At 46.8% G+C, this 26,080-nt stretch carries 23 protein-coding genes; 8 read left to right on the top strand and 15 right to left on the bottom strand.

Features of this window, described 5'->3' with window-relative positions:
* Positions 1 to 13 precede the first annotated feature (13 nt).
* The 4 genes from BUA17_RS01040 (at position 14) to BUA17_RS01030 (ending at position 3,699) form a co-directional block, all read left to right on the top strand.
* Positions 14 to 895 (top strand): AraC family transcriptional regulator, encoded by an 882-nt coding sequence (locus BUA17_RS01040; RefSeq protein ID WP_072732362.1) that lies wholly within the window; start codon positions 14 to 16, stop codon positions 893 to 895.
* Positions 896 to 1,031: 136 nt separating this feature from the next.
* Positions 1,032 to 1,568, top strand: coding sequence for a GTP-binding protein (locus tag BUA17_RS31500; RefSeq protein ID WP_244552050.1), 537 nt, complete (start codon positions 1,032 to 1,034; stop codon positions 1,566 to 1,568).
* Positions 1,565 to 3,004 (top strand): elongation factor G, encoded by a 1,440-nt coding sequence (locus BUA17_RS01035; RefSeq protein WP_244552049.1) that lies wholly within the window; start codon positions 1,565 to 1,567, stop codon positions 3,002 to 3,004. Before BUA17_RS31500 ends, BUA17_RS01035 begins: the two co-directional genes overlap by 4 nt.
* Positions 3,005 to 3,021: 17 nt before the next feature.
* Positions 3,022 to 3,699 carry a tetratricopeptide repeat protein gene (locus tag BUA17_RS01030; RefSeq protein WP_072732361.1) on the top strand — a complete coding sequence of 226 codons (678 nt, stop codon included), beginning with the start codon at positions 3,022 to 3,024 and terminating at the stop codon, positions 3,697 to 3,699.
* Positions 3,700 to 3,868: 169 nt separating this feature from the next.
* Here BUA17_RS01030 and BUA17_RS01025 read toward each other — a convergent pair whose 3' ends face one another.
* From BUA17_RS01025 to rpiA, 13 genes are all read right to left on the bottom strand, one after another.
* Positions 3,869 to 4,924 carry a phosphotransferase gene (locus BUA17_RS01025; protein ID WP_083584540.1) on the bottom strand — a complete coding sequence of 352 codons (1,056 nt, stop codon included), beginning with the start codon at positions 4,922 to 4,924 and terminating at the stop codon, positions 3,869 to 3,871.
* A gap of 121 nt (positions 4,925 to 5,045) precedes the next feature.
* The gene (locus BUA17_RS01020; RefSeq protein ID WP_063564694.1) at positions 5,046 to 5,672 is read right to left on the bottom strand and encodes a GDSL-type esterase/lipase family protein; all 627 of its coding nucleotides are present in this window, start codon (positions 5,670 to 5,672) and stop codon (positions 5,046 to 5,048) included.
* A 194-nt stretch (positions 5,673 to 5,866) separates the two neighbouring features.
* Positions 5,867 to 9,034: an MMPL family transporter gene (locus BUA17_RS01015; RefSeq protein WP_072732360.1), complete on the bottom strand. Its 3,168-nt coding sequence runs from the start codon at positions 9,032 to 9,034 to the stop codon at positions 5,867 to 5,869.
* Positions 9,031 to 9,489, bottom strand: coding sequence for a MarR family winged helix-turn-helix transcriptional regulator (locus tag BUA17_RS01010; RefSeq protein WP_063564696.1), 459 nt, complete (start codon positions 9,487 to 9,489; stop codon positions 9,031 to 9,033). The genes BUA17_RS01015 and BUA17_RS01010 overlap by 4 nt, the downstream gene beginning before the upstream one ends.
* Before the next feature lie 212 nt (positions 9,490 to 9,701).
* Positions 9,702 to 10,139, bottom strand: coding sequence for a GNAT family N-acetyltransferase (locus BUA17_RS01005; protein WP_063564697.1), 438 nt, complete (start codon positions 10,137 to 10,139; stop codon positions 9,702 to 9,704).
* A gap of 63 nt (positions 10,140 to 10,202) precedes the next feature.
* Positions 10,203 to 11,189 (bottom strand): N-acetylglucosamine kinase, encoded by a 987-nt coding sequence (locus tag BUA17_RS01000; protein ID WP_072732359.1) that lies wholly within the window; start codon positions 11,187 to 11,189, stop codon positions 10,203 to 10,205.
* A 121-nt stretch (positions 11,190 to 11,310) separates the two neighbouring features.
* The gene (locus BUA17_RS00995; RefSeq protein WP_072732358.1) at positions 11,311 to 12,024 is read right to left on the bottom strand and encodes a class I SAM-dependent methyltransferase; all 714 of its coding nucleotides are present in this window, start codon (positions 12,022 to 12,024) and stop codon (positions 11,311 to 11,313) included.
* A 17-nt stretch (positions 12,025 to 12,041) separates the two neighbouring features.
* On the bottom strand, positions 12,042 to 12,323 hold the full coding sequence (locus BUA17_RS00990) for a hypothetical protein (protein WP_072732357.1): 282 nt from the start codon (positions 12,321 to 12,323) through the stop codon (positions 12,042 to 12,044).
* Positions 12,324 to 12,369: 46 nt separating this feature from the next.
* On the bottom strand, positions 12,370 to 13,332 hold the full coding sequence (locus tag BUA17_RS00985; RefSeq protein WP_083584538.1) for an alpha/beta hydrolase: 963 nt from the start codon (positions 13,330 to 13,332) through the stop codon (positions 12,370 to 12,372).
* Between the two features lie 55 nt (positions 13,333 to 13,387).
* On the bottom strand, positions 13,388 to 13,900 hold the full coding sequence (locus BUA17_RS00980) for a response regulator (protein WP_072732356.1): 513 nt from the start codon (positions 13,898 to 13,900) through the stop codon (positions 13,388 to 13,390).
* A gap of 179 nt (positions 13,901 to 14,079) precedes the next feature.
* Positions 14,080 to 14,538, bottom strand: coding sequence for a MarR family winged helix-turn-helix transcriptional regulator (locus tag BUA17_RS00975; protein WP_024630132.1), 459 nt, complete (start codon positions 14,536 to 14,538; stop codon positions 14,080 to 14,082).
* A 14-nt stretch (positions 14,539 to 14,552) separates the two neighbouring features.
* A complete protein-coding gene (locus tag BUA17_RS00970) occupies positions 14,553 to 15,152 on the bottom strand; it encodes a GNAT family N-acetyltransferase (protein WP_064639124.1) in 600 nt (199 codons plus the stop codon).
* Between the two features lie 24 nt (positions 15,153 to 15,176).
* Positions 15,177 to 15,848 carry a ribose-5-phosphate isomerase RpiA gene (rpiA, locus tag BUA17_RS00965; protein ID WP_064639125.1) on the bottom strand — a complete coding sequence of 224 codons (672 nt, stop codon included), beginning with the start codon at positions 15,846 to 15,848 and terminating at the stop codon, positions 15,177 to 15,179.
* 631 nt (positions 15,849 to 16,479) lie between these two features.
* Here rpiA and BUA17_RS00960 point away from each other — a divergent pair.
* Together BUA17_RS00960 and BUA17_RS00955 are read left to right on the top strand one after the other, a co-directional pair.
* Positions 16,480 to 18,222: a methyl-accepting chemotaxis protein gene (locus BUA17_RS00960; RefSeq protein ID WP_063564933.1), complete on the top strand. Its 1,743-nt coding sequence runs from the start codon at positions 16,480 to 16,482 to the stop codon at positions 18,220 to 18,222.
* A gap of 46 nt (positions 18,223 to 18,268) precedes the next feature.
* Positions 18,269 to 21,976: a non-ribosomal peptide synthetase family protein gene (locus BUA17_RS00955; RefSeq protein WP_072732355.1), complete on the top strand. Its 3,708-nt coding sequence runs from the start codon at positions 18,269 to 18,271 to the stop codon at positions 21,974 to 21,976.
* Between the two features lie 116 nt (positions 21,977 to 22,092).
* On the opposite strand, the gene BUA17_RS00950 is transcribed toward BUA17_RS00955, so the two are convergent.
* Both BUA17_RS00950 and BUA17_RS00945 read right to left on the bottom strand, forming a co-directional pair.
* Positions 22,093 to 22,713: a TraX family protein gene (locus BUA17_RS00950; RefSeq protein WP_240321372.1), complete on the bottom strand. Its 621-nt coding sequence runs from the start codon at positions 22,711 to 22,713 to the stop codon at positions 22,093 to 22,095.
* Positions 22,714 to 22,766: 53 nt separating this feature from the next.
* A complete protein-coding gene (locus tag BUA17_RS00945; RefSeq protein ID WP_072732354.1) occupies positions 22,767 to 23,264 on the bottom strand; it encodes a GNAT family N-acetyltransferase in 498 nt (165 codons plus the stop codon).
* 209 nt (positions 23,265 to 23,473) lie between these two features.
* Here BUA17_RS00945 and BUA17_RS00940 point away from each other — a divergent pair, with 209 nt between their 5' ends.
* Both BUA17_RS00940 and BUA17_RS00935 read left to right on the top strand, forming a co-directional pair.
* Positions 23,474 to 24,919: a spore germination protein gene (locus tag BUA17_RS00940; RefSeq protein WP_063564706.1), complete on the top strand. Its 1,446-nt coding sequence runs from the start codon at positions 23,474 to 23,476 to the stop codon at positions 24,917 to 24,919.
* Complete coding sequence (locus BUA17_RS00935; protein WP_072732353.1) at positions 24,916 to 26,067, top strand: Ger(x)C family spore germination protein; 1,152 nt, start codon at positions 24,916 to 24,918, stop codon at positions 26,065 to 26,067. Before BUA17_RS00940 ends, BUA17_RS00935 begins: the two co-directional genes overlap by 4 nt.
* Positions 26,068 to 26,080: the final 13 nt, after the last annotated feature.

The raw sequence follows: 26,080 nt of genomic DNA, 5'->3' as shown, positions 1-26,080 counted from the left end.
GAAAGGAGATCGAATGGAACGTTCGCCCGTTCGTACAACCATTCAGGCGGAATCGGGGATTCCCTTTCGTCTGGTGTATGCAGATACCAAGTCCCCCCAGAACGAGTTGCCGGATCATCTTCATGACTGGCATGAAATTATTTATGTATATCGGGGTCAAGGCACCATTTTCATTGATACCGGTCTTGAAGACATGCAGGAGGGTGATTTGTTCATCATTCCTGGCAGCACGGTACATCGCGCATTGCCTGATGCCGGGAATCTGGTGACTTCGTCGGCCTTATTCTTCAGTCCAGGATTACTGGCTTCCACAGCGGGAGGCAATGCGTCAGCCATGCTCTCTCTATTTGAACGCTGCCGCAAACGCAGGGTGTACAAGAGACATCTGGATGCCAAGGAGCAAGCCCAGGTTGCTGCATTAATTGACGACATTCATGCAGAATTCCAGTTAGAACATCACCTGAGTGCCCACGCCGCTCTGCTGCGGTTGCAACTCTTACTTATTTATCTGGAGCGATTGGAGGCAGTTGGTCCTGCAAGTCCTGCCAGAAGTGTTCCTGGACCAAGCTGGCTCTCCTCTACGCTGACTCATATGGATGAAGAGCTGCGCAGTGGCCTTTCTTTACCGGAACTGGCACGGCAGGCAGCCGTATCCCCGGCGCACTTCAGCCGTGCGTTCAAAAGGTATACTGGTATGACACTAACTGACTATGCGTTGGCCCGCCGGGTCATTATGGCGAAAGAGCACCTGCTTCGAAGTGATGAGACAATGACCGTTGTTGCCGATGCCTGCGGCTTTGAGAGCCTGCCCCATTTTTATCGACAATTCAAGAAACTGACGGGTACCACACCCGCTGCCTACCGTAAAACCATGAAGAATCAGCATCAAACGTGATTGTCACAACATCCTGAAATGTAGAGATTTGTCTGTGTGTAACATATTCTTCCATACTATTCGTGTGGTATGTTATAATACTGAATTACAATGTCGGAAACGATGCGTTTCTGCTGCCAGAGGAGCCTTACATCCCATGTTAAACGAATTGAATCGCAGAAATATCGGCATCTTCGCACACGTCGATGCAGGGAAAACAACAACGACAGAACATATGTTATTTCAAAGCGGTGTCGTACGTAGTCCAGGTCGCGTAGATGATGGAACAACAGCCACAGACTCTCTGGATATTGAAAAGGAACGAGGCATTTCCGTACAGGCGGCTATGACCTCTTTGATCTGGAAAGATACGATTATTGATCTGATTGATACGCCGGGTCATATCGATTTCAGCTCTGAGGTAGAGCGATCCCTGCGCGTTATGGACGGAGCCGTACTGATTGTGTCCGCCGTGGAAGGGGTCCAATCCCAAAGCGAGACCATCTGGCATGCTCTCCGCTCGCTTGGAATTCCTACCCTGATTTATATTAACAAAATGGATCGGGTTGGCGCTTCTGCTGAGACGGTTATCGATCAGATCCGCTCCAGTCTCTCTCCCTTCGTATGCGAAATCCAAACCTTTCGGATGAATGAAGAGGTGTTCCTTTATGGAATGAGAGCCATGCGCAAGTGAAGGGTTCTTCTTCTATCCCCGGCCTTTTTGAATTATTGGCCGAACTCGACGAAGATCTGATGGAAGCCTACATTAATGGTGAAACGCTGCCAGCTGACCAGCTAGATGAAGCATTTTGCAAAAAGGTGCATCAGGGCGAAGTGTTCCCCATTTGTTATGGTGCTTCGGGCAAAGGAATCGGCATAACGGAGCTGCTGGATGCCATCATCGAATTTCTTCCTGCACCTGCGCAGCCTCAAGAACCTTCAGTATCCGGGGTTGTATTCAAAATTGAACGGGATAAAACGATGGGCCGTACAGCCTATGTTCGCATGTATGGTGGCAGTGTGTATAATCGGGATACGATCTATAACTCCACTCGGGGGCTGGAAGAGAAAGTGACACAGATTCGCCGAATGGATGGTCGGAAATGGGCGGATACGGGTGCTGTTCATGCTGGACAGATCGCCACACTGTACGGACTAAGCGAAACCCATGTTGGTGATATTATTGGCAGCCCCGAAGGTGTGCCTCCTGTACCCCAGCTGGCTGTTCCCTTGTTGACCGTGCAGGTACATGGTAAAGACACGGCTCGTTATCCTGACCTTGTAGCGGCACTGCAAGAGCTGACGGATGAAGATCCCCTGCTCGATTTGCAATGGTTGCCTGAAGAACGGGAACTGCATCTTAAAGTCATGGGAACCATTCAGCTTGAAATTCTGTCCAGCCTGCTGATGAGTCGTTTCGGACTGGATGTCGTATTTGACCCGCCGTCCGTCATCTATAAGGAGACTCCTCGTTCTTCAGGGGAAGGATTCATCGCGTATACGATGCCCAAGCCTTGCTGGGCCATTCTTCGATTCAGCATTGAGCCTTTGCCACGTGGTAGCGGTCTGATCTACTCATCCACCGTCCGGACGGATCATCTTCTGCTTCGTTATCAGAATGAAGTGGAGCGCCGCATTCCCGAAGCGCTATCTCAGGGGTTATTGGGGTGGGAGGTTACCGACCTGCGCATTACGCTAATCGAAGGTGAGCATCATGTCTGGCATACCCACCCACTGGATTTTGTGGTAGCCACGCCGATGGGGATTATGGACGGGTTGGCAAGCATAGGCACGACCCTGCTGGAACCCATTCTGAATTTCCGGTTAACGGTCCCCGAGGAGTACGGCGGTAAAGCGCTCAGTGATCTGGTACATATGCGAGCAACCTTTGAAGCGCCGATCATCGGAGGCGGTCGATGCATCGTTGAAGGACGTATGCCTCTGGCAAGCTCCATGGATTATCCGGTGAAGCTCCGCTCAGAGACGAGCGGACGCGGGGTGCTCACGACTTCTTTTGCCGGGTACCAGGATTGTCCTTCGGATCAGACCCATACGCGGAAACGCAGAGGAGTTAACCCGCTGGACCAATCCAAATATATTTTAAGTGTTCGAAATGCGATTACATCATAATTGGAGTTGACTTTGTCGTGCTGATTAAATTTCTAATCTTTGGCCTGCTGTGGCGGATTGTAGGCAATCCGTTCTTGGCGGTTATTATTTTCCTCATCATTCTGTATTTCCTGGATCGTCGCTATGTCGGAGTGATGCCAAGCTTCATGAAGCCACTTAAACGTATGCGTAACATCTCACGGCTCCGGCAGCAGCTTGCCATGAGTCCGAATGAAGTCTCTTCCAAGCTGGATCTGGCCCGTCTGTTGATTGAACGTAAACGTTATAGCGAAGCTCATGCCTTGCTGCTGGAACTGGAACGTCCTTACGAGCAATCAGCCGAATATTGGGAGGCGTTGGGCACAACTGAACTTCATCTGGGCCAAACGGAAGAAGGCGAACGTCATATTTTGCAGGCACTGGCTATTAATCCAAGAGTGAAATATGGACGTCCTTATCTAACACTTGCAGGTGCGTTCAAGGATACTCACCGGGACAAAGCGCTGGCATACGTTCAGCAATTCCAGGAGATTCATTCTTCATCCAGTGAAGCATATTATCTGCTCGGCTCGGTGTACCGCTCCCTTGGACGTACTGCAGATGCAAAGCAAGCCTACGAGCAATCACTGAACGTGTATCGCTCCCTGCCAAAATATAAGAAGCGCCAGGAACGTCGCTGGGCTGTTCGCAGCTGGTTCCGCAAGCGTGGACTGTAAAGCTGTTTGATTACGTTAGATTGAGCAATGGATTCGACGTCGTGAATTTGAAATGTACGCATCCATTCCATTCATTCGTGATAAAAAATTTCACCAAATAAAAAGTGCACTGATAATTGCCTCAAGGCAGAAATCAGTGCACTTTTGTCATACATCCCATGTTGCAGAGCTAGGTCAGCAGCTCACGCAGTCGTTCCTCATTACCTTTCATCCAGTCTACCCGTTCTCTCAGCTTCCTGATTTGCTGCACAGCCACATCAGGCTCATCTGTACCTTCGAACAATCGACTGATAAAATGCATCACGACATCCAGACTTCGAAGCAAAATAAGCGCCGGAATCACGCTCAGCTCCTCTGGTTCCAGGCTGACCTGTTGCCTGAACCCCTGGATCAGTCCCTCCAAAGCCTCCCACATCCATGCCTGCTCCTTGTCCATCGTCAGAAGGTCAGACATGGGCACAGCAAGCTCCATTACCCGCAGATCCCATGTGGCAAATTCAAAATCCAAAATAGCACATATGATATCCTGAGAGTCTGCCAATACATTGGATGCATTCAAATCCCCATGGACCAATTGATGTGGTAAAAGCTCCATACCTCGCAGCGTATTGAATAAGTTTGGCAATACAACCTTCAGCTTCTGCAAGTCATCCGCACATGCCATCAGCGTATCCGGGGGTGAGGTGCATAGTTGTAACAATTTCTCCGGTGAACAGAGCGGGTAAGCCTCCTGAATCTGATAATAGGGCGGATAAACGGGAGCCAGGGATATGGGAAGGCGCGCCATAACGGAAGACAGCATGCCACCCGCCCTGCCCAGCCCACTGAGCTGGTCGGGTGTATTCCACACGGGATTATGACCCTCACGATAATGGAACAACGTCACGATTTTGCTCCGGCCCGAGGAATGATCCTGCACAGCAAGAAATGTTGCATGCTTCTCATCAGGAAGGTTAACGGGCGCAGGCACATCAAGCTCAAACTCTGAACGTGACAAGGCAGACAGCACCTCGTGTTCAAAAGCAATTTTCATTCGATCATTATGCGTTTCATACTGCCTCAGCACGTAACATTCTTGGCCCATCTCTACCATGAAGGTAGAGTTGTTCATGCCTCCCTTTCCACGCTGAGCTTTCCAGTTGGACGTGAAGCCATATGAGGATAAAACGGTGGATATGAGCTGCTGTTCTGAATCGTTTAGGGAACCTGAATCGATGATGTGCACCAAAAATAACTCCTTTATCTCACGTAATACAACCTCTATATGTCCTCATCTTAACGGAAGTATTTCTTTCGGTCTAGTCAGCTTCGAGGTAATAGTCATTCTAAGCTTCACTGCCAGCTGATCAGGCAAATGGATAGTATCCTGTACGATTCAACTGTTCTGCAATCACGCGATATCCTTTTGCATTTGGATGAACCCTGTCCCAAAATAACAGTTCACGTTCACGCCCTTCAAACCGGTCATAGACCTGAGCACAGGCATAGTTCCCCGATCCTGCACTATTCAGAAAGGAATTATATTGCCGCACCCAATATGCAGCTTCAGCCGCTTGCGGATACGGGTTGTACAACCCAATCGTACGGACCATATATACACTGTTTCCTTTCAACTGCCGGATATGCCTCATAATCTGGGACACGTTACTGCGAGTATCCCCAAGCACCTGTGTCATCTTACTTGCATTCGGGATCCCGCCGCTCGCTTTGAATGTACGAATCAGATCGTTCCCACCAATCGACAACGTAATAATATCCGCCTCACGCAGCGATTGCCGCACTCTTGGATTGTTGGATATCATCTGCAGCATTTCCCCTGACGTAAGTCCATTCACTCCCAAATTATCCATGGATACAAACGTACGCACATTCGTTTCTGCCATTCTCCGATATAAAGGAACAAAGCCGGTGCCCAGCAGCGCTCCTGTACCTACCGTTAATGAATCTCCTATAGCCACATATCGATATACCATCCCGCCGCCCCTCTCTGCTGTGTTATAAACTACTCCATATACAATTCCTATATATCGTATGAGAGGAACGGAGACAAGGCGCGGGATGGTGTCCGTAGGCATACACATTTATTTGTCCGTTTCATAAAGGATTGTTCAAAACCATACAGAAAGCCCCGCCGGGAATCCAGCGGGGCTGTTCATATATCATTTAATTACATGCCTATGTTACGATCCGAATCAACGGAATCTGCCTGTTCCTTATTCGGGAATGGCCACCAGTTGGCACGGCCAAACATTTTCACCATTACAGGAACGAAGAATGGCAGGAACAACAGAGAATACAAGATCAGTCCGCTGAGTACAACCGTCGCAATCTGCATCATCGAAAGAACTCCCGATGGATACATTGCGGCAAAGGTACCACTCAGAATGACGGCTGCAGACAGGATGACCGTACCCATGTTTTTCATGGCATACAACATGGCATCCTGTACTCTCATACCTTTGTTCTCATTGAACCGGTCCATCAGGAAGATGCTGTAATCCACTCCCAGTGCAATAAGCATGACAAAGCCGAAGAACGGCGTAACCCAACTGATGCCCGCGAACCCAAGTATATTCACAAAGATCGCTTCAGTCAGGGCCATGGATGTGAAATAAGCCAGCAACAACGAGACAATCAGATACAGCGGCATAATAACCGAACGGAGCAGCAGGACCAGAATGATAAACGTTCCTGCAAGCATCAGCATAACTGTGCGTGTGTAGTCATTGTTGGAGACTTCCTGCAGATCTGCAAATGTACTGGTTACCCCGCCAATGGCAATATCTGCTTTTTCAAGCGCACTTCCCTGTACAGCACGATGTACAGCAGCTTCGATATCCGGAACACGATCAATCGCTTCAGTTCCATATGGATTCTCGGCAAAAATAACGTCAATCGTCATCGTTTTCCGATCTTTGGACAGATACGTATCGAATACCTGTGTGAAGTCCTTACTATTCAGTGCTTCTTCAGGAACATACCAGCCTGCCAGATCGGAATCAGGTGAGTTTTGCAATTGTGTCAGGTAGTCCTGTGCTGAATCGAGTCCACCTGAAACCTGTTCGATTCCATCTACACTCTGATTAAGACCATCTGTCAATTGAGTCAGTTGACCACTCAGATCCGAGAAGCCTTGCTGAATTTTCTCCTGACCACCCTGAAGCTGACCAAGTCCGTTCTGGATGGAAGGAATTTCACTAATCACTTTACCTTGACCGTCAGCGGCCTGTTTGAGACCGGATTGTAACTGACTGATTCCCGTCACAATCTGACCCAGACCATCGGCAAGTGCCTTCTGTCCGGAAGCTGCGGAGGCATAGCCTTTGTTAGCCTGATTGATTCCAGCCGCGGCTTCGCCTAGCTTGGTTTGAATTTGACCCAAACCTTGAGCGAGCTGTGCTGTGCCGGTACCTGTTTCACCAAGGGTGCCTTTGACCCGCTGATAATCGGCGTCTTGCAGCAAATCAGGATAGCGCTCTTCAAGCGCTGTGAACGATTCATTCAAGCTGGTCAACGCTGTAGATACACCTTTGAGTTGTTGTTGCAGTTCACCTACACCATCACCCAGCGCTGCGACACCTGCTCCTGCCTGACGATAGGCTTGAAGCAGCTGATTGTTGGCCTGTGCAAGTTGATCTGCACTCGTTTTGGCTTTCTGCAAACCTGCTTTTAGATCACCGGCGCCTGAGGAGCCGTCACGAATGCCTTTTTCAATCTGCTGAAGTCCTTCCGACAGCTGTGTAATACCAGACTGCAACTGTGAAGTACCTTTGGTCAGTTCTCCAGCCCCATCCGCTGCTTCTTTAAGTTGGGGTTCATTTTTGCTTAACTGAGTGCTGGCTTCGCTCAGACCATCACGGATTTTATCCAGACCCGTTTTACCTTCGCCCAAACCATCAGACAATGTCCCTACTTGTTGTGTCACTTCAAAATCTTTGATCTCATCACCGGTTGGACGTGTCATGCTGCGGACACCAGAGATCCCTGGCACCTTCTCCACTTCCCGGCTAATCTTTTCGGCGAGCGCCATATACTTGGCGTTATCCATAGCTTCATCATTTTGAATAACGACCTGACCCGGCAAGGATTCACCCGGACCGAAGCTGTCCGAAATGATATTGAATGCTTTGACCGAATCATATTTCTCACCAATCTCATCAAGACTGTTAAACGACAGTTTGCCGTCGTAAGTTGCCAGCAATGGCACACATACCGCTGCAACGATGAGCAGGGCTGCCCATGGACGTTTTAGGGAGAAACGACCGGCTGCACCATAAATCTTGCTCTCGGCATGTTCCAGTGAACCCTTGGAAGGCCAGAACAGTCTTTTGCCCAGCACTGCCATGAAAAATGGAACAATCGTGACTAATGCCAGCATCATCACGGCAATACCGACAGCAACCGCTACCGCGGAACGATACAACATAAACTGAGCAAAACCAATGGCAATGAATCCAACCAGCACGGCGAGTGCGGAGAAGAATACCGTTTTGCCTGCTGTACGGTACGTAGCAATAATGGCATCCCACGTATTTTCATGATGAGCCAATTCTTCCTTGAACCGGCTAATCAACAGGATGCAATAGTCCGTACCGATCCCGAACATGACTGCCACCATAAAGATCTGCGTAAATGTCGAAATAGGGAAGTCTAGACCGTCCACAAGGAACGCGACAATCTGCTGTGAAACAATGTAGCTGATCCCTACCGTAAGCAGTGGAACAAATGGAGCGACAAAAGAGCGGAATACAAGGAATAGGATGAGCAAAATAAATACTACGGTAATGTACTCCGATTTTTTGAGTCCTTCTTGGGAGCTTTCCACCGTATCCTCATCAATTAAACCTTTACCGGTTATGTAATGCTCCACATTGACCGATGACAAAGCTTCATTGAGATCTTCGCGCATTTCATTGACTGTACGATCTCCCTGATCAATAGAAAGCGACGTTAAGATCGTCTTGCCATCGGCAGAGATCATTTTGTCTGATAATTCTGGTTGAGAGAACGGTTCCAGTATGGACAGAATGCCCAGTTTCTCTTTTTCGGCCTCCAGTTTCTTAACGGCCTGTTCTGCCTCTTCTTTACCCTCGGCACCCAAACCATCCGGATTATAAAATACAAGAGCCAACTGGCTGCCCTGCTGCTCACCCTTTTGTGCAGCGGCTTCTTCCAGAATCGCCGCTGCCTGGGTGGAAGAGTGTCCTTCAGGAACCGAAAACTGTCCCTTTTCCCGAATCAATTCACTCATGTTAGGGGCGGTGAACATTAATACGGCGGCCACAACGACCCATAGCCCCATCAACCACCATCGCGCTTTCAAAATCGTTCTCATTCGTTCTCCTGTCCTCCTTCATGCGTTAGCAAAGCTGCGAGCTTCTCAAAAGATTCAATGAAATTCTGAACCTCTTCCGGTTTGAAATGGACCAAATACGGCTCCAGAAGCTGCTGTATTTCCTGTTCCGTTTCCCTGTATACTTCACGTCCATTGTCCGTCAGGGTCAAATAAACAACTCTGCGGTCACGCTCATCCCCGGCCCGATGGACCAGATCCCGATCCACCAGCTTGTTGACCAGAGCAGTGATACTGCTCTTGCCTACACACAAAAGCTCTGCCAGATCAGAAGGCGTACATAACGGTTTCTCCTCAATCATACGAAGTGCACAGAACTGATCTGTGGTAATGGTTTGGCCCAGGCGTTCACGTATCTGGGTATCAAACCGTTTGGTTACCAGGAAAGAAGCATCCAAATAGCGGTTAACCAAACTTCTAGCATCCGGTGTGTTCATTCTTCATTCTCCTTCCCTAAAAATATAGTTCACTCATAGAACTATTCTTCAATGAAACTATTCTATAATGAAACTATATTGCAAAGCAATACGTTTTTCCTATTTTTTCAAACAAACGACAAAAAAACAGGACGTCCGACTCAGCTGCTTCGCCAAATCCAACATCCTGTTATGATTATGCTCTCTTTACGTTACACAGTAGTAGACAGTTACTAGTCTTCGTCTTGCTCCTCGTCCTTCTCTAATACACAGCGGAATCGCTCCACACCCGGATACAGCTCACCCAGGCTGTACACTACGAATCCCGTATTTCGATAAAACTCTACCGCTTCCACATCGGTCTCAGCGATCAGTCTGTCGGGGTTATATTTGGCCAGCACCTGTGAAATCATGCCACGACCATAATTTTTAAAACGGTTCTCAGGCAGGACAGCGATGTGATGAATAGTGATCTCACTCGTTCCTGTACTTTCATATCCAATCAGACCGATCAGCTGGCCTTCGTCTTCATAACCGTCCAAATGCAGCTCGTCCTTATTAACATACTGTTGTAACGCACGATTCAGGTGATCCGGGTCGGGAAAGACCGAGTAGGACAACAGCTCCTGCACTTCCGGCTCCTGTATGCGTGATTTCAATTGAATTAACACCCTGATTCCTCCTATAACTTGCTTGATTCCGTTATCGTATTGTAGTCGTTAGCCTTTAAAAGTTCAAGTCGTATGCCGTTTCAGCTCCGATTGGAGATCAGACGTGATACCTTCAGGCACCTGAATTCCTACCAAATGATATGCATCCAGCAGCGCACCACCGACTGCCGGCACATGGCTGGTAATGTAATGAATCTGTTGTCGACCCGGTTTATAGGCTGCATCCAGCCCCTTTCGAACGGCCTCCACCATATAAGGTGTACTCAGACAACTTCCTGTAAGCGTCATGCGCACCTGCTGATCTTTAAAACACGATGCAAGCATAAGAATACCCACAACGGCCGTATCCGCTGCTGAATCACATACTCTGACCGCAAGGGGAATATTTTCGGTTGCTGCTTCGGTAACTAAAGGAGCCATTTGACCAAATATCCGATTGATGGCCTGTCTATTTTCAGCAAAACCTGATACGCCCAGTGCAGCAAGCTCCGGAATTGAAGTTACATTCCAATAGGCTAATATCTGTTCGATCCAGGGTTGGTCCTGCGGACCATAACGTCCCGCAAGGATGGAATGCACCGCGTCATAAGCCAAAAAACGAGCTGCTGTTGGTGCATAGTGGCCGAACTGGTCATTGCGGAGCCAGATCCCTTGTTCCGTTTTACCGAGAATCAGAGAGCCTGTGCCCCCAATAGCTACGATGCCTGGCTCACCGCCAAAGGCTGCCGTATGTGCAATATGCGTGTCATTTACTGCGCTGATTCTGCCTAATATCCCGGTTTGAGCGAGTAAAGCTTCAGCCCAGACTGTATCTTCTGGCTGATCCAGGCCTGCCATCCCCGCCTGAATGGAAGCAATCTGATCCACTTCTAGCCCAGCTCTGCGAATAGCTTCAGCGATGCCCTCCAATACGTTCTGCTCTGCATTGGCATCATGATAGCGGTTGCAACCGCCTATTTGCACATAAGACAAAACCTTTCCGTTCTCATCGGCCAATGCCACACGTGTATGACTTCCCCCGCCATCCATGCCAATCACATATGTACTCATTCTGATCCCCCATGTTCTGGTGTGATGATGTCCCCTATCCCATGATGCTTCTCGTGATGTTCTATTAAGCTGCCGAGTAATACGAACTACCGGGACCTTACTACGCGATCCCGGCAGGCTACTATTGCTTCTGTGCAGCGAAACGAAGCAGTTCACAACGGAACTGTGTCGGTTCATCATATTTTTCCTCTTCGATCGTCTGTGTTACATGTTCCTGAAGCAGAATGTTCCAATTAGCATAAACCTTCTCCAGCAATGCTATAGCCTCAGCTGTGGGCAGATTCAATTCAATCAACGGCTTAATCTCCCGGCCTGTGTTGATTTCCTTTTCCTCTACACTCGTACTCATCGTGATACAATGAATGCCGCCTGTACGAGTTCCCACTTGCAAACGTTCAATAGCCTCCACTAAGGCTTGTTTATTTGAAACATGTTCCAGGCAAGAGCAAGCAGCAATATAATCAAAATGATCCGGCTTGACAGCGTAATGCTCAACATCCGCCTTCTCTACTTGCACGATATGATCAACCTGATATTCTTTCGCATATTTACGAAGTCCATCTACAGCCTCATCCAGCAAATCCACCCCGATAACTTCACTATTTGTTTGCCCAAGACGCTGCGCAATGGGTATCGTATGTCTGCCTACACCACATCCCAAATCGAGAACACGCAGCTCTGTCTTATGGGTAAGCAAACGCTCAAGCATATCCATAACCATCGGCATGGGTCTCGCCATCCAGGTACCGGACGCGAATAATTCATTATTCTGATAGAAGTTAGAATGGTAACCTGCCTCTGCTTTCCGTGCAGCCTCAAATTGTTCATTTGCCATACAAGCACCTCCATAGCTTAGATGTTAATCGTCAATGTCCCCGAACCTGCAAACAGAATAATGATGAGAATAACCATCACTACAAATGCCCCGGTGACGAACAATTTACCCGTATCCTGCTTATACGTATTGTCATTAAATAACATCACGCCGCCGATGGTCATGGCTACGGGAGGAAGAAACAGTGTCATCAGAACAAGCAACACAATTGAATATCGATCCAATATAAATTCATCATTTTCAATCATGTACGGTTGTTCAGGCTGACAATACGAACAAACTCTAGGTGTATAGGGCATCTCGCACCTCCCCTTAAGTACATCTTCTACTTAATACCCAGGATGCTTAATTGGAATCAGGAGAATGCTGCTGGTTCTTTGTCAAAAAGGATTCAAGTACCTGCTCGTATCGGGTACGATCCACTTGAAATGCTGTTCCATGACCCGCACGGGGAATAGTCAACAGTTCCTTTTCTGTCGGACATGCTTCAAATAGTCTATAGACCATTTCCGTCGGTACAAACGTATCTGCCTCACCATGAATAAAAAGAACCGGAACTTGAACTTTGGCGAGTTGATTTAGTGCCGATGCCTCCCCAAAGAAGTAGCCCGCCTTCCATTTGGAAATGAAACTTGTAACGGGAATAAACGGAAATGCGGGCAGCTTGTATAGCTGCTTGAGCTGGAAGGTCAGCTCCTCCTTCACGGAGGTATAAGCACAATCCGATACGATGGCCTTTACCTGATCAGGGAGAGCTTCACCACCTGTCATCAATACTGTAGCGCCTCCCATCGAAATTCCATGCAAAATGATCTCCGTCTCCGTACCAACCTTGCTCAGAACCCAATGGACCCATTGAACATAATCTTTACGATCCAGCCAGCCGAATCCGATGATATTGCCCTCACTTTGGCCATGACCCCGATCATCCGGCATCAACACATTGTAGCCCCGTTTTTCAGCATAAAAGCGGGCAAAACCCGCCATTTCTCTGCCTTTTCCCGAATAGCCATGGGCCAGGATAACCGTTGGTCGCTGCGATCCGTAGTGGGAAGGAAGCCATGTTCCATGCAGCTTTAATCCATCATGTGATTCAATATATATATCTTCGGTTGGCTGCGTATCAAGCCACGTCAAGTCAGAAGCACTGCTGATTATTTCGTTATCCGGTTCGGGCATCAGATTCGGATTATCAACCAAAAATGATTTTGGAGCACGCCGAATGGCGGTTTTGAAGAAGTAAAGTCCACCTAACCATAGTAAGGCAAGAACGATTAGGACCAGAACGGCAAGGCTGTATAATAACATGAACATTTCCCTCTCTTTCAGTCGATCTTCCACGTGAAACATGTATGTATATTATTTATCGTTTCGTAATTTCTTCAGACATGGATGATGGTTGCCACTTCTGGATCACGTTGTTTAGAGCTTCAAGGGTGAAGGGTTTACCAATAAAATCATCCATCCCGGCTTCAAAACATTTCTCTTTCTCTCCATCCATCACATTTCCTGTCATCGCAATAATCGGAGTGGGATGCCACATCTTATCCTGTTCTAAAGCTCTGATATGGCGTGTCGCCTCCAGTCCATCCATTACAGGCATCATGTTATCCATCAGGATCATACTATATTTATTGCTGAGAAAAGCTTCACTAGCCTCTTCCCCATTGGAGACGGTATGCACTTCGGTCATGCCCAGCTTTTTGAGCTGCATCTGCACAACCTGCCGATTGATGACGTTATCGTCTGCTAGCAAGATTGATATCGGAAGGGATGTACGAATCTGCTTCTGGTTCTCCTTACCGTGAATCATCTGATTGGATAACGATTCAATCGTTCTGTGCGATGATTTCATCTTGCCATGTTCATTAGACATCACATGATCACTCTCCTAATCGCGAATTATGCCATACTGCTTATACGAAGGCTTCACTCATCCAATCGTTTGCAAAAGCTTCAGCAGCTTCGATCTTCCCCGTTCAAATACAATCCCTCTATTCATTATACATGAACGACGAATGGCATACATTCATATAAAAAAACTGACCTGCGTTATTAACGCAAGTCAGTTTTCCCCTCTGCAGCGAGTCCAAGCTTTTTTAACAAACGAATCGCATCTGCCTTTTCCGAAGGTTCCAGTCCATCCACCGCATCAATGATCACCTGGTGGTGCTGAGGAAAGATTTGTGTAAACAAATGTCTTCCTTCCTCCGTCAATTCAGCGTATATGACACGCCGATCTTCCTTGGATGCTCGACGAATCAGCAGATTTTTGTTCTGAAGCTTGTCCACAACATACGTGATATTGCCACTGGACATTAACACTTTCTCACCGATCTTTTGCAACGCCTGCGGCCCTTTATGGTATAACAAATCAAGCACGCCAAATTCTGTTGTATTCAGTCCATGACTCTGGATATCCCGGTTGGACCTGGATGTAACGGAATTGTATGCGCGAGCGAGAACCACAAATAATTGTAAAGACAGTTCCCGATTGTCCTCGTTGTTCGGCATTTCTTAATCCTCCATCAGTTGTTTACATTTCGACCTGCGCCTGCAGATTTCATCTGCTCCCACTCTTCGCGCAGCATTCCCATACGAATTGAATCATAATGTTTGCCATCCACGATGCGGCATTTGCGCATACGTCCTTCCACCTGCAGTCCCGCCTTCGAAGCTGAACGCATCATTCTTTCATTGCCTGACCAGGTTGTCAATCCAACCCGGGCCACGGGCAATTGCTCGAATAAGTGACTGGACCACATCTGAAGTACTCGCGTGCCGATCCCGCGCCCCCATTGGGCTGATCGATATAACACTATTCCCATTTCCAGCCACATGGATGGACGATGTTCCCAATAATAGCTGATTGTACCGACGATTCGGCCATTCAGCTCAATAATTCGAATGGAGTCCGGATCAGAATTGTTCTGAGTTGCTCCAAGTCTTCTTAACATGCTCCGTTCGAAGTCTTCGTAGCTCTCATGTTCAAGGGCATAATATGGCGCATCCCATTGTTTCCATTCCGGTACGTCTTCACTGTAGATCAATTCATAGAGTTCAGTCAGATCCTCTTTCTCCACACATCGAAGAACAATCTCACCATCCACTAACGGGTTTTCCCTCATCTATGCAATGACCTCACTTTCCGTTCATGAACGATGACGCTCATCGATGCTGCCATCATCCTTCGCAAGAATGACGGTGTCCGCCATTTTAATAAACAGTCCATTATCGACAACACCTGGGAGCATATTTAACTGAATGTTAAGCTCTGCAGCATGCTCTATGGCTTCCATGCGGCAATCTGCAATGAGGTTGCCATTATCCGTAAGGTAACGTTGATCCCCATCCATACGCCATTCTGGATGACACCCGAGTTTCTCCAGCGCCTGGAAGGTCCACTCTGAAGCAAACGGAACCACTTCAACTGGCAACGGGAATTTTCCCAGCTTTTGTACGGCTTTGCTGCCATCGGCCACAATAATCAGTTTGTCGCTGTTTGCAGCTACAATTTTCTCACGTAAAAGCGCACCGCCGCCACCTTTGATCAGGTTAAACTCAGGATCTACTTCATCTGCACCATCAATGGTCAGATCCAGACGTCCAATTTGATCAAATGGAACGATCGGAATTCCCCACTCTTTGGCAAGCTTGTCCGATGCTTCCGAAGTAGCTACAGCCTGAATGTTCAACCCTTCACGTACTCGCTCACCAATTCGACAAATAGCGTAATACGCCGTTGACCCTGTACCCAATCCAACCTTCATTCCATCTTGAACATACTCTGCCGCGCGCTCAGCTGCTATCTGTTTAAGATTCATCTATAAACCCCCGCCTGCTCATGATTTGAGAAATGCATACTGTAGTTATTATAGATAAAACCGCTTCCGATGTATATCTGTGCATGACGTGTTCAACTGGGAAACTTGGCCTGTTTCTCTGCTTCACATGTATCAATAATGTTGCTTATGTACATTCTTGGTTAGATTCTCCTCCCTGATATCTGATTTGTGTGGCAAAAGAAAGTCCGTTTTCTGTCGTTTTCACTATTTTTTCAATGTTTTAGGATGTTTTTTAACCCACCATGTTATAGAATACAGAATGAAACTAAAAAATGGGAATTATTTTAAATAAACAGTTCTAAATACCTACTTCTTACTTTCATATGTCCATAAGTACGTAAAATATTAAAAAAGTTTTAACAAAACTATTCAATTTGACGACATTTTATACGACATATTAAGTATAGATGTGTTTTAATAATTAGACACCTATGGGTATCTAGGTAAAAATATCTCTACATAGCGACCAGGAACCCAAGACCATGGTCGCACATTATGCCTTTGGAGGGGATACTGGAATGACTTAATTTGCAACATGAAGGCACCAACATATTATCAATTCAAAGAAGATCAGGAGTGGACTTTAGTGAAATCATTAAGTTGGAAAAGCATGTCTTTTTTCTCCAAAAATCTGTTGCTTTCATTTACTAACATTATTATCATCGGCGTGGCACTTATTGCCAGCAGCTATTACTTTCAAAAAACAATCCTCGTAGACCAACTACATGGTCAGGTAGAACAAATTACTAAAAAATGGGCAGAAGGCATTGATTCCACCGAAGTGCAGGCTGCTATTGCAGAAGCCAATTATGATGGAAAAACCCAAACCAAATTGCGTGCCTATTTCGATGAAATGCAGCAATATTATCCTAACATTGCACAAGCCTACATCTTTGGCGTCGAGCTGGGTGGAGATAACCAACGGTTAACTTCCCTTGTTGCCATGCCAACCAATCTGAAGGAAGCCTTCCAGAGTGAAAATGTAAATATCGGCGACATGTATGAACAGCCAGTCGTTGTGGCAAATGCACTGAAAGAAATGGTGAATACCGATCGCCCAACGTTCACCACATTTTATTCCGATGATTTCGGAACCTGGACAACCATTGCTTACCCGATCAAGGATAGCAACGGCAAGATTTACTCTTACTTTGCAGTCGATGCAGACGCATCAGCAGTACCTGCCGGACTGAACAAATTGCTCAAGAACGGAATTATCATCCTGGTAGCGTTCCTGCTGTTGTTCCTGATTATCCAATATCTTGTTGTCAAAAACACGCTTTCCCCTATTCGTCACCTGATCAAAGGGATTGATGACGTAAGCCGGGGTAATTTGAATGTCAAAATTCCGACAGGCAAAGACGATCTGGGCATTGTGAACGAAAAGTTCAATACAATGGTTCGCAAGATCAACGATACCATCGTCAAAGTGCAAATCACTTCGCAAGAAGTTAACGAGTCTGCTAAGGAACTGTATGAAGTCTCGGAGAGAAACAGCGAGAATGCTGATTCTATTAATAGCAACGTTACTCAGATTACATCCAACATTCGTGCACAGGAACAGGCAACCCGGGATAGTGCCCGTGCGATGTCCGAGATGGCTATCGTCATTCAAACTATTGCCAGCAGTTCAGCGAGTGTAGCTGACGAGGCCTATGAGATGGAACGTCGATCCCAACAAGGAAACAGTGTGGTTCGTCAGGTATCCGAACAGATGAATCTGATTACGGAATCTGTTAAAAACACCGCTTCGGCCATTCAGGTTCTGGAGAGCCGCTCTCAGGAAATTGGCGATATTCTGAATATCATCTCAGGCATTTCCAGCCAGACGAACTTGCTTGCACTCAACGCATCTATTGAAGCAGCACGTGTTGGTGAAGAAGGTCGAGGATTCGCAGTTGTAGCAGGTGAAGTCCGTAAGCTTGCTGAGCAGTCCGAACAATCCACGAGCCAGGTTGCTGTACTGATCCAAGAGATCCAGGCTGAAATCAGACAAGCCGTTCGTGCGATGGAACAAGGAACGTCTGAAGTGGATACCGGACTCAGCGTAGCTGATCAAACCGGTCAATTGTTCGAAGAGATTCTGGAAGCAGCCAAGAAAGTATCGAATCAGATTCAGGAAGTATCGAGTGCTACAGAAGAAATCTCTGCAGGTACAGAAGAAATGACCGCAACTGCGGATGATTTGTCTGCGAGTGTGAGTAAGACAGCTGACAACAGTGAACGGATCTCTTCATCCGTAGATGAACAAAAAGCATCTCTGATTACACTTGTTGATTCCTCTACCCGTTTGAACAACATGTCTGAGGAACTGCAAGAACTGATTTCGCATTTTAATGTAAGTAAACAATAATTCAACCCACAACTTGAACGGTTTGAACCAAGGAGGAACAACTGAAGTGGTCGAAAATCAATCATCATCTACCCAAACAGTGGAATCTGGCCTAGCGGTTCTTCAGATTCCACTGGATTTTGGGCGCCGTCAACAAGCATTCACTTATGAGTCTGCTCATATTTCATTGGAATCGTCCCTGGGTCGGGAACTGAAACAAAAATTCGGTTCAGAGGGCGTTTATCCAGCATTATTGTCTGCCTACGCAGCCTTGTTGTTCCGTTTATCAGCTGAGCAGGAACTTGCCATCGGCACGCTGGCTCCCGATCAGCTAGCCTCCCATGTGTTATTGCAGATTCAAGGAAAGTTAACCTTTATCGAACTGATTCATCAGATTTCAGATCAACTCCAGCTGCATTACACGCTGCAAGCGGGAGGTAATCCGGAAACGCTGTTCATGTATAACAGCGTACAGCTCCCTAAAGCTCCTCAATTGTTAAATTGGAATATCCGTGATGATCAGGATATGCTCACGCTGGATCTGTTCTATGACAGTTCACTTCTTAATGAATCTACGGTCACAAGATATGCAGAGTATTATCAGACTCTTTTACTGGCTATGTTGCGTGACCAAGACAAGGCCATCGGCACAGTGGACATTTTATCCGCTTCAGACCGGTTACTATACCGAGAAATGAATGATACCGCCGTTCACGAACCAGAACATCAGACGATTCATGGCTGGTTCGAAGCAACAGCAGCCGAATATCCTGAATCTCCAGCAATTACTTCACCAACTGGCAGTTACACCTATAGAGAATTGAATGAACGTGCCAATCAGGTTGCCCGTGTGCTGTTATCCAACGGATTGCAAAAAGGAGAATTCGTCAGCATCTTTATGGAGCGGAGTTTGGAAACAATTATTTCTTTGCTCGGTATTCTCAAAGCTGGCGGAGTATACGTTCCTGTCGATCCTGAGCACCCACAAGAACGCAACAGTTATATTGTCGAAGATACAGCTTCATCCTTTGTCCTGACCAAAGAGTCCTCTTTACCTGAAGCTTCACGGTTATTCTCAGGAATTACTAGCGTTCGCCAAATCCTGGCCGTAGATGGACGCCTTGCCGGATTCGCTGCAAGTAACCCCAATCTCGATATTGAGCCAGACGACCTGGCGTACATCATTTATACCTCGGGATCTACCGGCAAGCCCAAAGGTGCGCTTATTGCCCATCGGGGTGTAGCCAATCTTGGTAGTGTGGTGCAGCGAGATTGCGATATTCAACCAGGTGACGTATTAACCCAGTTTGCTACATACAGCTTCGATGCATCAGTGTGGGATACGATTGGCGCCTTGTTCTACGGAGCAGAACTGTACTTGTTGTCGGCGGAAGAACGTGTATCCGTTGAAGAATTTGCGAGTGCAATTGAGCGCACAGGCACAACAATTATTACGATACTGCCAACCATCTTTTTCAACCAGCTTGCTTCCTTCCTGTCTGATGAAGGCTTCCACAAGCTGGCCAAAGTCAAAATCATTACCGTGGCTGGAGAAGCACTGTACGGTGAACAGGTTCGTGCCTTCCAGCGCAAATTCGGCAACCAGATTGATATCGTCAATGTATACGGACCTACGGAATGTACAGTAGCGACAGCGACTCACCGAATTAGTGAGCAAGTTCCGGAAAGTGTCGTTAACATTCCAATCGGCAGACCGATTCATAACTATAAAGTGTATATCGTCAATGAAGAACAGCAATTATGCCCGGTAGGCGTTCCCGGCGAGGTATATATAGCAACACCCGCCCTGGCCAAAGGTTATCTGAACCAGCCAGAGCGTACAGCGCAGGCATTCATTGATAATCCATTTGCCATCGATGAGAAAATCTATAAGTCTGGCGATATTGCCAAAATGCTCGATACCGGACTGCTGGAATATGTCGGACGCAGCGACTCCCAGTTAAAAATCCGGGGTCACCGGATTGAGATTGGAGAGATCGAGGATCATTTTGCCCGTCTGGATCAGGTTCAGGATGTGGCCGTGATTCCCAAGAAGGAATCGGATGGTCAAAACATGCTCGTAGGATACTTTACATCCAAGGACGGCAGTACACTTTCCGTTGCGGATATTAAAGCGGAGCTAACGGTGAAGCTTCCTTCCTATTTTGTACCCAAATGGATCTGTCAGCTCGATGAAATGCCAATCGCACCGACAGGGAAAATCAATCGTAAAGCGATGGTAGCTCTGCCTCACGTAGAGCGTCATGAAGATCGACCTGATCGGGTACTGCCAGAGACGGAAACCGAAGTAATTATTCTGGAAGCATGGAAAGAAATTCTTCAGCACGATGACTTTGGTGTGGAGGATAGCTTCTTCGCCATTGGCGGTGATTCTCTTCGGGTTATCCATGTGCTGGTTATTCTGAAGCCGCATTATCCGCAGCTGAAAATTGCCGACTTTTTTGCCGAGAAGACGGTTCGTGCCTTGGCACAACGTGTGGAGAAGCTGGCTCAAACTACAGAAGAAACTGCCCATTCCTCAGTGAATGAGGGCATGATCACCCAATTGTCAGAACATCCTGTAGAGCTGAGATCCCAGATTGGATATCCTGAAATTCTGAATCCCGAGCATGTACTCCTTACCGGGGCTACCGGATATCTTGGATCCCATGTGCTGCAACAGTTGATTCTAACTTCGAATACACGCATCTATACTCTTGTGCGCCGTCCCGCAGACGGAAGCTCTGCGATGGAACGACTAAGCAGCGTCATGAAAGGTTACTTTGGACCGGAGCTTCTACCTCTCCTCGCATCCCGCGTCGAGATTATTGAAGGCGATCTGGAGCAACTGAATCTTGGTCTTTCAGTCGAGCAGACAACTTACGTGCAAGAACGAATTGACCGTGTGATACACTGCGCCGCGGATGTACGACATTTCGGGGATGCAGCACAATTCGCCAAAACCAATGTGGATGGAACCACTGCATTGCTCAAACTCGTTCGCAGCAAACCAGGTGCCTCCTTCCACCATGTATCCACGATGGGGATACCGGAAGATCTTGCACTCAGTGGACAGTGGGAGTCATCATTGCAATATGATCGCTTCCCAGCGGACCTGCACGTGGACAACCTGTACTCGGACAGCAAGCTTGAAGCCGAGAAAGTGCTTATGATTGCTGCTGAAGAAGGTGTACCTGTTAGCATCTATCGTGCAGGTAACCTGACATGTCATTCCGAGACGGGACGTTTCCAGTCTAATATTGATAGCAACGCCTTTTATCGCATGATTAAAGCGATGTTATTGCTGGGCAAGGCACCGGCAGCCGACTGGATGGTTGATTTTACACCTATTGATTATGCAAGTCAGGCCATTGTGCATCTGGCATTACGCCAGGACACAGCAGGACGTGTATTCCATATCTGTAATCCGGAACCTATCAGCTACGATGATCTGATTCGTTCTGTGAATCGGGCCGGCTATGAAGTAGAGACTCTGCCTTTTGCAGAATACACCAACTGGTTGTTCGATGGCAGTGTCAGCAAGGACCCTGAGGCACTTCAACTGGCTATCGCCCAGCTTGAAGGAGACGGTGCCAAGGATTCTGCATACGTATATGCTTCTCCTGTAACAACCGCCTATGTAGAACCAGCCGGCATTATATGCGCCAAAACTGATGATCGTTTCATCTCAAAAATGATGGAACATGCCATCGAGATTGGTTATTTCCCTAAGGCCGTCCGACCGCAGTTTGGTACTTCGCCAACAATGGAATAACTCCAATAAAGTGAATGAAAGTGAATGCCTATATTGCATCCATTAATGAATATAAAGAAGCCACCTCAACGTCAGTGATGACGGATAAGGTGGCTTCTTTTCTTCGTGAAGAATTCTCAAATCAAGCGGATCAAAGCAATGACAGCCAAATGTGCAGGATAAAAATAACGCCAAATCCAACGCGGACCTTTCAGACGGAAGCCTGCGTTATAATACTGGGCCATTGCAATTCCTGCCGTAGCAATCACGCTGTACATCTGAATAGAGCTGCTGTGCAGATAAATATACAGCACATTTAAGAGCAAATGAGCCATTACTAGTACTGGGCCCTGGAAGTAACGGAATAGCAATACAAGCAGTAAGCCATACATACCATAATCCATATGGGTCATCTCCATGACCAAACCAGCCACGATCACAATCGGAATTCCCAGCAAACGGACCGGAAGTTTATCGAGCACAAGCAATACAAGCAGAGCAGACCATAATGTCCATACCACATTCAGCGAAAAATGATTAAAAGCCACCATAAACGGCAATTGAGAAATCACTGCAATCCAGAACAACCGCCATATGTATTTTTGTACGTTGCGAGTATGTTTATAACCGATATAAACGGCAAAAGCATAGATTGGAAAAGCAATTCGACCAATGATTCGCAGCTCACCGACCTGTGGATAAAAGACGGCTCCTATATGATCGATCAACATCGTAATCATGGCTATCCATTGCATCATCTTGTGCTAATCCCTCCTGCTTATCCTCAACTTCAGGTTTCTCAAAGTCTATCTTATATATGAAGTTCATAATACATGAACTTGGTGTCCAGCGTATAGCCTTCCGACTCATATAATACCTGAGCCTTCTTGTTACTGATCGCCGTAGAGAGCACTATTCGTACAGCCCCACTCTCAATTCCCCATAGTCGTGCAGCTTCCAGCAACTTACGTGCAATTCCTCTCTGGCGATGATCCGCATGTACGTACAGATCATTTAGTACCCAGATTGGCCTCATGGACACTGAACTAAAGCTAGGATAGAGCTGTATAAACCCACCAAACTCACCCGCTAAGGGTTTATTCGTCAGACTGCACTCCTCTTCCTTTTCTGTCTCCAATTCCGATTCGGCAACCAAAATAACGGATTCATTCCGTTCCATTCGTTCTTTTATGTATTCACTTGCTCCCTCCAGATCCGTAGGCTGATCGTAAAACACTCTATAGTCATTGAACAACTGTGCCACTCCGTTAACATCGCTAAGCTCAGCAAGTCTGATCCGATACGCCATCTTCCCTCAACTCCTCATAAAAATCGTCTACTTACTTCATTCCATCCTCTTATTTTAAGGCAGATCTGACGATCTCCCCATTCATCATCTGCATCAAAGTTTGTAATATATTTCGATAATCCAAACTTAAAAGTATATTTCATTGGAAGCGTCGCACACTATAGTCAGATTACAGGCTCGGCATTACAGCATAGGGAGGCGAAACTGAAATGGAAAAAGACAATATCTATGAACAGGTTAGAGCTAATCTGTTGGGTGTTGCCGACATAATCTATCAGCCTTTTCAAATTGGACCTTTCCATTGTGAACTCATCTATATTCAGTCCATTGTAGATACCCCTACTATGCGGGAAGCCATCGTCAAACCACTGCTTGAGGAAGCCTCGAGAAATGAAATAGATCATCAATTCATTACCCGAGTCCTGACCGGATCATTTTTCACCCTTAACAGCCACCACTCGAATTCACCAGAAGCAATTGTGGATGATATCGTGTCAGGTAATGCAGCCTTATATATCGAGGGTATTTCGGGAATGATTCATTTTGCACTTCAAAATTATCAAAGGCGTTCCGTAGCGGAATCAACCAATGAAGTTGTAATTGTTGGCCCTCAGGAAGCCTTCATTGAAGATATTCATGTGAACATGTCTCTGCTTCGGCACAAAATCAAACACCCTGATTTGAAGATGATCAAATTCACCATTGGAAAATACACCAAAACCGAGGTGTTCGTTGTATATATCCAAGGGTTATGCAAGCCAGACATTCTGGAAAATGTATTGGAAAGTCTTGGTAATATCGATATGGATAGCAGCCTGGGTGTAAGTTATCTATCTGAATTTCTGGAGGACCATCCTCTTTCTCCGTTTCCACAATATCAATATACGGAAAGACCGGATACGGTGGCTGCTGCACTGGTTGAAGGACGGATTGGGGTCATGCAGGATGGAACACCGTTCTCCCTGCTCATTCCGGTTACTTTTTTCTCTTTAATGCAGTCTTCGGAAGACTATTATCAACGATTTTATTCTGCCTCCTTTATTAGACTTATTCGTCTGTTGTTTGCCTTTATAGCCTTCCTGCTTCCATCCTTTTATGTCGCCGTAACTACATTTCACCCGGAAATCATTCCGACCAACCTGCTGATTACGATCGCTTCTGCTAGAGAAAACATTCCTTTCCCTGCCTTGATTGAAGCGCTCATTATGGAAGTGACCTTTGAAGGTTTGCGCGAAGCGGGGATTCGTATTCCGAAGCCACTGGGCCAAACGGTGTCTATTATCGGTGGGATTGTTATTGGTCAGGCGGCTGTACAGGCTGGAATTGTCTCAGCACCACTGGTTATTGTCGTATCTATCACAGGTATTGCCGCCTTTATCATCCCGCATTTCGAGCTCGGACTGGCCTTCCGGCTGCTTCGATTTCCGGTGCTGTTTATGGGTGGAACGCTGGGTCTGTTCGGCATCGTGATCTCGATCTATCTGATCTATTGGTATATGGTTAGTCTGCGTTCATTTGGCGTGCCATACATGCAGCCATTTGCCCCCCTCGTGCTGCGTGATATCAAGGATACTATCGTTCGTGTGCCTTGGTTCCTAATGAAGAAGCGACCAGCAGCTTACGAAGATGCGAATAAGAAAAGGCAAAAAACATGAAAACGTGGATGATTATGCCCAAACTGAGTGTCGTTTTGGTATGCGTGTTACTTTGCAGTGGCTGCTGGTCCAAAGTTGAAATAAATGAACGTACGTTTATTACAACCATGTATGTGGATAAGGGTGAAAAACCGGGTGAAATCGATATTTCATTAAGTATGCCACTTCCCAACCGTCTCTCTCCGGAAGGTACGGGCGGACCCGGAAAAAATCCATATGCTCTCGTTTCGGCTACCGCATCCACCATCGCTGACGCCATAGAGAAAATCCAAACCGATCTCACACGAAAGATTTCCTGGGGGCACACACGGGTAGTGGTATTCGGTGAGGCATACGCCAGAGAGGGCATTCAAGATGCGATGGAATGGATCTCACGTGAACCTTTGTTCCATCTTAGCAGTTACGTCATGGTTGCGAAGGGCAGAGCCAGAGACGTGGCTGATCTGACTCCCGTTTTCGAGGAAACACCTAGTGATGTGTTAAGAGAATTTGCAACCCAAGAAAACATGTTAAAGACGCAAATGCTCAGTGTACTTATGGCTGACAAAATGAATCAGGGCTTTGCCGCCCCCTTTCTGGAATCGAAAGGAACTTCGATGGCAAGTGAGGATAATAAACGAAAGCAATGGACCAGTCAAATAGGTGGTGCTCTTTTCAAACAGATGAAGATGGTCGATTCAATCTCGGCGAATGAAGCAAGGACCATAGCCTGGGCCAATCGCAAATTGGATTCCGTGGCCCTTTCCGTGGAAACCGATAAAGAAAAAGCGAGCATGACGATCTATAATATGAATTCCAAAATTAAGGTCAGGCTTGTCAACGGACAGCCTTTCTTCGACATCACTTTGCGGGGGCAGGCAGAACTGAATTCCGTGATTCCGATTCTCAAGGTCAAAGATATTGTGGGCGTGAATCAGATCGAGCAAAAGGCCAATGAAAAAGTGAGTGCCTATCTAACCGACGCAATAAGGAGTGGCCAACGCAAGAACGCCGATATTCTAATGCTCGGTTATCGCCTGGAATGGGCATATCCTCAGATCTGGGAAAAGTTGCGTCCCGTTTGGAATGATTATGTCAAAAACGAATTGCAGTTTAACGTGCATGCCCAAATCAACATCCAGTTCGTAGGTTCGGAATCCAGCTACTGATAGGAACAGAGGA

It is taken from the genome of Paenibacillus sp. ov031, assembly GCF_900143165.1.
In the GTDB taxonomy this organism is placed as follows: domain Bacteria; phylum Bacillota; class Bacilli; order Paenibacillales; family Paenibacillaceae; genus Paenibacillus; species Paenibacillus marchantiae.
The sequence above is the reverse complement of the archived record's forward strand: the minus strand, read 5'-3'. Positions and strand labels throughout refer to the sequence as shown.

Bases quoted from the DNA above. Each gene is read 5' to 3' on its own strand.
- BUA17_RS01040 (WP_072732362.1), top strand. From the start codon at position 14: ATGGAACGTTCGCCCGTTCGTACAACCATTCAGGCGGAATCGGGGATT.
- BUA17_RS31500 (WP_244552050.1), top strand. From the start codon at position 1,032: ATGTTAAACGAATTGAATCGCAGAAATATCGGCATCTTCGCACACGTC.
- BUA17_RS01020 (WP_063564694.1), bottom strand. From the start codon at position 5,672: ATGGTATATCGATATGTGGCTATAGGAGATTCATTAACGGTAGGTACA.
- BUA17_RS01015 (WP_072732360.1), bottom strand. From the start codon at position 9,034: ATGAGAACGATTTTGAAAGCGCGATGGTGGTTGATGGGGCTATGGGTC.
- BUA17_RS01010 (WP_063564696.1), bottom strand. From the start codon at position 9,489: ATGAACACACCGGATGCTAGAAGTTTGGTTAACCGCTATTTGGATGCT.
- BUA17_RS01000 (WP_072732359.1), bottom strand. From the start codon at position 11,189: ATGAGTACATATGTGATTGGCATGGATGGCGGGGGAAGTCATACACGT.
- BUA17_RS00995 (WP_072732358.1), bottom strand. From the start codon at position 12,024: ATGGCAAATGAACAATTTGAGGCTGCACGGAAAGCAGAGGCAGGTTAC.
- BUA17_RS00990 (WP_072732357.1), bottom strand. From the start codon at position 12,323: ATGCCCTATACACCTAGAGTTTGTTCGTATTGTCAGCCTGAACAACCG.
- BUA17_RS00985 (WP_083584538.1), bottom strand. From the start codon at position 13,332: ATGTTATTATACAGCCTTGCCGTTCTGGTCCTAATCGTTCTTGCCTTA.
- BUA17_RS00980 (WP_072732356.1), bottom strand. From the start codon at position 13,900: ATGTCTAATGAACATGGCAAGATGAAATCATCGCACAGAACGATTGAA.
- BUA17_RS00975 (WP_024630132.1), bottom strand. From the start codon at position 14,538: ATGCCGAACAACGAGGACAATCGGGAACTGTCTTTACAATTATTTGTG.
- BUA17_RS00970 (WP_064639124.1), bottom strand. From the start codon at position 15,152: ATGAGGGAAAACCCGTTAGTGGATGGTGAGATTGTTCTTCGATGTGTG.
- rpiA (WP_064639125.1), bottom strand. From the start codon at position 15,848: ATGAATCTTAAACAGATAGCAGCTGAGCGCGCGGCAGAGTATGTTCAA.
- BUA17_RS00960 (WP_063564933.1), top strand. From the start codon at position 16,480: ATGTCTTTTTTCTCCAAAAATCTGTTGCTTTCATTTACTAACATTATT.
- BUA17_RS00950 (WP_240321372.1), bottom strand. From the start codon at position 22,713: ATGATGCAATGGATAGCCATGATTACGATGTTGATCGATCATATAGGA.
- BUA17_RS00945 (WP_072732354.1), bottom strand. From the start codon at position 23,264: ATGGCGTATCGGATCAGACTTGCTGAGCTTAGCGATGTTAACGGAGTG.
- BUA17_RS00940 (WP_063564706.1), top strand. From the start codon at position 23,474: ATGGAAAAAGACAATATCTATGAACAGGTTAGAGCTAATCTGTTGGGT.
- BUA17_RS00935 (WP_072732353.1), top strand. From the start codon at position 24,916: ATGAAAACGTGGATGATTATGCCCAAACTGAGTGTCGTTTTGGTATGC.